The organism is Niveispirillum fermenti (genome assembly GCF_048066175.1).
GTDB lineage: Bacteria > Pseudomonadota > Alphaproteobacteria > Azospirillales > Azospirillaceae > Niveispirillum > Niveispirillum fermenti.
The window spans coordinates 1-5677 of the sequence record NZ_JBLTXA010000072.1 but is presented as its reverse complement, the minus strand read 5'-3'; the positions used below and the strand labels follow the sequence as shown (position 1 = coordinate 5677).

The following is a 5677-nucleotide window of genomic DNA, read 5'->3' as shown; positions in this document are numbered from 1 at the left end:
TGCGGGGGCAGGATTTGAACCTGCGGCCTTCAGGTTATGAGCCTGACGAGCTACCGGGCTGCTCCACCCCGCGTCAGAGGGTACGATAGTGTTTTCCGCAACAGGTAACGCCCCTTGGATTTGGCCGAGGGGCGTTTTTGTTTTGGTATCGTGAAGTTTTTGTTCCTGTTACGAGCGGACCTGGCGGCGACCTACTCTCCCGCGTCTTGAGACGAAGTACCATTGGCGCTGAGGGTTTTCACGGCCGAGTTCGGGATGGGATCGGGTGGGGGGCCCTCGCTATGACCACCAGGTCGGCGCGTAACAGGGTTGGTTTTGTGAGGTGTGTTTGGGACGTGCTGTTGGATGTTTGAGTGTGGGTTTGCCGCTGCGCGTGAGCGGTATACTCGGGTGAGGAGTTGGATCAAGCCGGACGAGCGATTAGTAAGGCTAAGCTTCATGCATTGCTGCACTTCCACATGCCTCCTATCGACGTGGTGGTCTACCACGGCTCTTCAGGGAATGCTTGTTTAGAGGTGGGTTTCCCGCTTAGATGCTTTCAGCGGTTATCCCTTCCATACATAGCTACCCGGCCGTGCCACTGGCGTGACAACCGGTGCACCAGAGGTATGTTCATCCCGGTCCTCTCGTACTAGGGACAAATCCTCGCAACATTCCAACACCCACGGCAGATAGGGACCGAACTGTCTCACGACGTTCTGAACCCAGCTCACGTACCACTTTAATCGGCGAACAGCCGAACCCTTGGGACCTGCTCCAGCCCCAGGATGTGATGAGCCGACATCGAGGTGCCAAACCTCCCCGTCGATATGGACTCTTGGGGGAGATCAGCCTGTTATCCCTAGAGTACCTTTTATCCGTTGAGCGATGGCCCTTCCACACGGGACCACCGGATCACTATGGCCGACTTTCGTCTCTGCTCGACTTGTCAGTCTCGCAGTCAGGCTGGCTTATGCCATTGCACTCGCCGGGCGATTTCCGACCGCCCTGAGCCAACCTTCGCGCGCCTCCGTTACCATTTGGGAGGCGACCGCCCCAGTCAAACTGCCCACCATGCAGGGTCCCGGCCCCGGATAGACGGGGCTCGGTTAGACGTCAAGAATTGCAAGGGTGGTATTTCAAGGATGGCTCCACACGAGCTGGCGCCCATGCTTCAAAGCCTCCCACCTATCCTACACATGCCATTCCTAACGCCACTGCAAAGTTGCAGTAAAGGTTCATAGGGTCTTTCCGTCTGACCGCGGGAACCCCGCATCTTCACGGGGAATTCAATTTCGCTGAGTCGGTGTTGGAGACAGTGGGGAAGTCGTTACGCCATTCGTGCAGGTCGGAACTTACCCGACAAGGAATTTCGCTACCTTAGGACCGTTATAGTTACGGCCGCCGTTTACCGGGGCTTCAATTCAGTGCTTGCACACCTCCTTTTAACCTTCCGGCACCGGGCAGGCGTCAGACCCTATACGTCGCCTTGTGTGGCTTCGCAGAGCCCTGTGTTTTTGGTAAACAGTCGCTACCCCCTGGTTTGTGTCCCCCGCCGATGGTTGCCCACCAACGGGGCTCGCTTATCCCGAAGTTACGCGAGTAATTTGCCGAGTTCCTTCAACACCGTTCTCTCAAGCGCCTGGGTATACTCTACCTGTCCACCTGTGTCGGTTTCGGGTACGGTCTGTATGCGGGGGCTATTTCCTGGAACAGGTCCACGGCACACCCAATCCGATAAGGGCGCACCGACTTTCCCATCCGTCACTCACCCGCAGGCCCACGAATATTAACGTGGTTCCCATCGACTACGCCTTTCGGCCTCGCCTTAGGGGCCGGCTCACCCTGCGTGGATTAACCTTGCGCAGGAACCCTTGGACTTTCGGCGAGAGTGTTTCTCACACTCTTTGTCGCTACTCATGTCAGCATTCGCACTTCCGATACCTCCAGCATGCCTCACGACACACCTTCGACGGCTTACGGAACGCTCCGCTACCGCTCGATCTTGCGATCGAACCCGCAGCTTCGGTGGGTGGCTTAAGCCCCGTTACATTTTCGGCGCAGGCCGGCTTATCTAGACCAGTGAGCTATTACGCTTTCTTTAAAGGATGGCTGCTTCTAAGCCAACCTCCTGGTTGTCATGGCCTTCCCACATCCTTTCCCACTTAGCCACCACTTGGGGACCTTAGCTGGCGGTCTGGGCTCTTTCCCTCTTGACGATCGACCTTAGCACCGACCGTCTGCCTGCCGGACTATACTCACCGGTATTCGGAGTTTGGTTAGGTTTGGTAAGGAGTGATCCCCCCTAGCCCATCCAGTGCTCTACCCCCGGCGGTAACCATCCGACGCGCTACCTAAATAGCTTTCGCGGAGAACCAGCTATTTCCTGATTTGATTGGCCTTTCACCCCTAGCCACAGCTCATCTCCGACTTTTTCAACAGGCGTGAGTTCGGTCCTCCAGTGCATGTTACTGCACCTTCAACCTGGCCATGGCTAGATCATCAGGTTTCGGGTCTACAACCGGCAACTATAAGCGCCCTATTCAGACTCGCTTTCGCTACGCCTCCAGCTATCGCCTTAAGCTCGCTGCCGACTGTAAGTCGCTGACCCATTATACAAAAGGTACGCCGTCACCCCGCAAGGAGGCTCCGACTGTTTGTAGGCATCCGGTTTCAGGTGCTCTTTCACTCCCCTCGTCGGGGTGCTTTTCACCTTTCCCTCACGGTACTGGTTCACTATCGGTCACTGAGGAGTACTTAGGCTTGGAGGGTGGTCCCCCCATGTTCAGACAGGATTTCACGTGTCCCGCCCTACTCAAGGATTGATCTCGATTTACCTGTACGGGGCTATCACCCGCTTTGGCCCGACTTTCCAGACGGTTCCAGTTATGTAAGATCAACCACTGGCCTGGTCCGCGTTCGCTCGCCACTACTAGCGGAGTCTCGGTTGATGTCCTTTCCTCCGGGTACTTAGATGTTTCAGTTCCCCGGGTTCGCTTCCCAAACCTATGGATTCAGTTTGGGATACCTGTTGCCAGGTGGGTTTCCCCATTCGGATATTCACGGATCAAAGCTTGCTCGCAGCTCCCCATGACTTTTCGCAGCGTGCCACGTCCTTCATCGCCTCTCAGTGCCAAGGCATCCACCAGATGCCCTTAAGACGCTTGATCCATTCATCACGCTCACGCGCAGGGACAAGCCCACACATCATGAACACAACAAACAGCACTATCCGCTCTCCAGGTGTCCCTCATCCCGCTGACGCAGAATGACGACAGAACCAGACCTTCTCGGCTAAGAGGCCAGATCCCCTGCAAAGCGGAACCCATTCGGTCACACTTCACAAAACCATTTTCACGATGTCCAAGAACCGGCAGCCCTTGCTGCCTACAGTCACCCTTTCAGGCAACCGATCTGTTGCTTCCCATGGATCCTCACCACCGCCTCAAACTCAACGTTACGCAACGGAGCTTGGTGGAGGCGGACGGGATCGAACCGACGACCTCATGCTTGCAAAGCACGCGCTCTCCCAACTGAGCTACGCCCCCAATCTCTCGGGAAAAGTCAAGCGGTGACCCCAATGACAAAGCCCGGTGCGATCAAGCACCAGGCCCTATCATCTGATCCATGAGAAGGGATGCGGAGACGGCGGACCCATCACCAAGGTGATGTCCCGGATAAGCCCGGGATTACGTCCAAAGGGAAGGTTCTTCCTTAGAAAGGAGGTGATCCAGCCGCAGGTTCCCCTACGGCTACCTTGTTACGACTTCACCCCAGTCGCTGACCGTACCGTGGTCGGCTGCCTCCCGAAGGTTAGCGCACCGGCTTCAGGTAAAGCCAACTCCCATGGTGTGACGGGCGGTGTGTACAAGGCCCGGGAACGTATTCACCGCGGCGTGCTGATCCGCGATTACTAGCGATTCCAACTTCATGCACCCGAGTTGCAGAGTGCAATCCGAACTGAGATGGCTTTTGGAGATTCGCTTCCATTCGCATGGTCGCTGCCCACTGTCACCACCATTGTAGCACGTGTGTAGCCCAACCCGTAAGGGCCATGAGGACTTGACGTCATCCCCGCCTTCCTCCGGCTTGTCACCGGCAGTTCTGCTAGAGTGCCCAACTGAATGATGGCAACTAACAGTGGGGGTTGCGCTCGTTGCGGGACTTAACCCAACATCTCACGACACGAGCTGACGACAGCCATGCAGCACCTGTGTCCCGGTCCCCGAAGGGAAAACCACATCTCTGTGGCGGTCCAGGCATGTCAAGGGTTGGTAAGGTTCTGCGCGTTGCTTCGAATTAAACCACATGCTCCACCGCTTGTGCGGGCCCCCGTCAATTCCTTTGAGTTTCAACCTTGCGGCCGTACTCCCCAGGCGGTCGGCTTAATGCGTTAGCTGCGACACTGAAACCCTAAGGGCCCCAACGTCTAGCCGACATCGTTTACGGCGTGGACTACCAGGGTATCTAATCCTGTTTGCTCCCCACGCTTTCGCGCCTCAGCGTCAGTTACCGTCCAGTGGGCCGCCTTCGCCACCGGTGTTCTTCCCAATATCTACGAATTTCACCTCTACACTGGGAATTCCACCCACCTCTCCGGTACTCTAGCCTGCCAGTCTCAAGCGCAGTTCCCAGGTTAAGCCCGGGGCTTTCACGCCTGACTTGACAAGCCGCCTACGCGCCCTTTACGCCCAGTAATTCCGAACAACGCTAGCCCCCTTCGTATTACCGCGGCTGCTGGCACGAAGTTAGCCGGGGCTTCTTCTCACGTTACCGTCATCATCGTCACGTGCGAAAGAGCTTTACAACCCGAAGGCCTTCATCACTCACGCGGCATGGCTGGATCAGGCTTCCGCCCATTGTCCAATATTCCCCACTGCTGCCTCCCGTAGGAGTCTGGGCCGTGTCTCAGTCCCAGTGTGGCTGATCATCCTCTCAGACCAGCTACTGATCGTCGGCTTGGTAGGCCGTTACCCCACCAACTACCTAATCAGACGCGGGCTGCTCCTTTGGCGATAAATCTTTCCCCCACAGGGCTCATCCGGTATTAGCGTCCGTTTCCAGACGTTATTCCGAACCAAAGGGTACATTCCCACGTGTTACTCACCCGTGCGCCACTCACCAGTCCGAAGACCAATGCGTTCGACTTGCATGTGTTAGGCCTGCCGCCAGCGTTCGTTCTGAGCCAGGATCAAACTCTCAGGTTTTATGCGGCTCGCTCGCCTAAGCAAACAAACCTCGTTGACGGATACGAAAAAACGCCAAACTTCCCAATCGTCTGCCCTAACCCATCCACCATCCATAGACCCGATAAGGTCAATAGCGTGGATGGCGTATAGAGCAACATGTACCAGGATGCTCAAGCGCCATACGTATCCATACGAACCAGACCCTCCAGCTCATAAAGACCCGCCGCCTGCGCATCCCTTCTCAACAGATTCACTTGTCCAAGAACCTTGGCCGCCACAAGGCAAGCCAAACGACACCCGCCAACCGGCTCAACACCGGCCAACCAAACCCCAACATAAAGAAGAGGAAGGCATCAATGGCAGCGACCCCAAGGCCACCGCCCGACCCCTTCTCATCTAGGCCTTCCGGTCTAAACCGTCAAGCCCCAAATCCAGGGATCATTCAACCATCGCCGCCAGAGCGTCTCCGGCGCGTCGGTGGGGCGCTTTCTACTCGCTCCACCAAACCC

At 56.5% G+C, this 5677-nt stretch carries 2 tRNA genes and 3 rRNA genes; all 5 read right to left on the bottom strand.

Features of this window, described 5'->3' with window-relative positions:
- The 5 genes from ACM9LZ_RS25485 to ACM9LZ_RS25465 all read right to left on the bottom strand — a co-directional run bounded on the left by ACM9LZ_RS25485 (position 1) and on the right by ACM9LZ_RS25465 (position 5186).
- Positions 1-73 (bottom strand) — tRNA-Met (locus ACM9LZ_RS25485).
- A 105-nt stretch (positions 74-178) separates the two neighbouring features.
- Positions 179-293: ribosomal RNA gene (gene rrf / locus ACM9LZ_RS25480) — 5S ribosomal RNA — on the bottom strand.
- Between the two features lie 106 nt (positions 294-399).
- Positions 400-3149 (bottom strand): 23S ribosomal RNA (locus ACM9LZ_RS25475).
- 302 nt (positions 3150-3451) lie between these two features.
- Positions 3452-3527: transfer RNA gene (locus ACM9LZ_RS25470), tRNA-Ala, on the bottom strand.
- 170 nt (positions 3528-3697) lie between these two features.
- Positions 3698-5186, bottom strand: a 16S ribosomal RNA gene (locus tag ACM9LZ_RS25465).
- Together the 16S, 23S and 5S rRNA genes with 2 tRNA genes alongside form the textbook arrangement of a ribosomal RNA operon.
- Positions 5187-5677 lie beyond the last annotated feature (491 nt).